Annotated in this window: 2 protein-coding genes; both read left to right on the forward strand. The window is 68.3% G+C overall.

The window, feature by feature from the left end:
• Window positions 1-140: 140 nt before the first annotated feature.
• A complete protein-coding gene (locus tag ACFWJO_RS08390) occupies window positions 141-431 on the forward strand; it encodes a hypothetical protein (protein WP_386863986.1) in 291 nt (96 codons plus the stop codon).
• Window positions 432-580: 149 nt separating this feature from the next.
• Entirely contained in the window at window positions 581-844 is a 264-nt protein-coding gene (locus ACFWJO_RS08395) for a hypothetical protein (RefSeq protein ID WP_386863987.1), read from the forward strand.
• Window positions 845-964 lie beyond the last annotated feature (120 nt).

The raw sequence follows: 964 nt of genomic DNA on the forward strand, positions 1-964 counted from the left end.
ACACCCCCACCCCACCCCCCCTCCCCCCCCCACCCCTCTTCGCCGGGCAGCGGGCACACACCCCCACCCCACCCCCCCTCCCCCCCCCACCCCTCTCCTCTTCACCCACGCGCACCACGCGAACAAGGAGTACGCACACCATGGCCCGTTTCGACGTCAACGCCGCTCGCGCCCAGCGACTGGAGGCCCACGGCCGCACCTGGTCCTTCGAACTGGACGGCGAGTCCTACACACTCCCGACCGAGCTGTCGCGCAAGACCGCAAAGGCGCTGCGCAAGCTCGACGACAACGACGTGGACGGTCTGCTCGCGCTCCTGATGGGTGAGGAGCAGTTCGCCCGCTTCGAGGAGCACGACCTCACGATGCAGGACATCGCCGCGATCCTCGAGGCCTACGGCAAGGAGACCGGGCTCGGCCTGGGGGAAGACTGAGCCTCGTCGAGTTCGTCGACGAACACGCCGAGGCCCTTGAGGCGGATCTGCTCCGCTACTACAACGTCGACCTCCTCGACTGGCACCGGGGCAAGTTGCCCAGTCGGCGCCTGATGGTGCTGATCAAGCACCTTCCGCAGGACGCGGCCGTGTCGCGCGAGATCCACGGGGAGTCGGCCGACTGGTCGATCTCCGACCACCTCCTCGCCGCCGCAGTGGATCATCTGGCCGTCGCCAACTGGATGTTCCAATGCGTCAACACATCAGAGGACGACGACGCTCCGGAGGCTCCGAAGCCGGTCCCCCGGCCGGGTGTCACGTCCGCGGACGACGAGGAGTCAGCCGCGGACCACGCGGAGGGAAGCGCCGAAGAGGTGGTCTCTCCCGTGGCCCTTGCCCGGTTCTTCGGTTAATGCTGTCCGACCACCCCCACGGCCCCCGGAGGCCGTTCCCATCCGGGAGCGGGACCAGGGGGAGCTTCGTGCTCTCGATCTAGGACCCGCTCCTCCCCAAGAGATCTTTCCCACTCCGAG

The organism is Streptomyces sp. NPDC127092 (assembly GCF_042722475.1).
In the GTDB taxonomy this organism is placed as follows: Bacteria; Actinomycetota; Actinomycetes; order Streptomycetales; family Streptomycetaceae; genus Streptomyces.

What these genes read in the sequence shown, in the direction of transcription:
- ACFWJO_RS08390 (WP_386863986.1), top strand. Translation starts at nt 141, where the DNA reads ATGGCCCGTTTCGACGTCAACGCCGCTCGCGCCCAGCGACTGGAGGCC.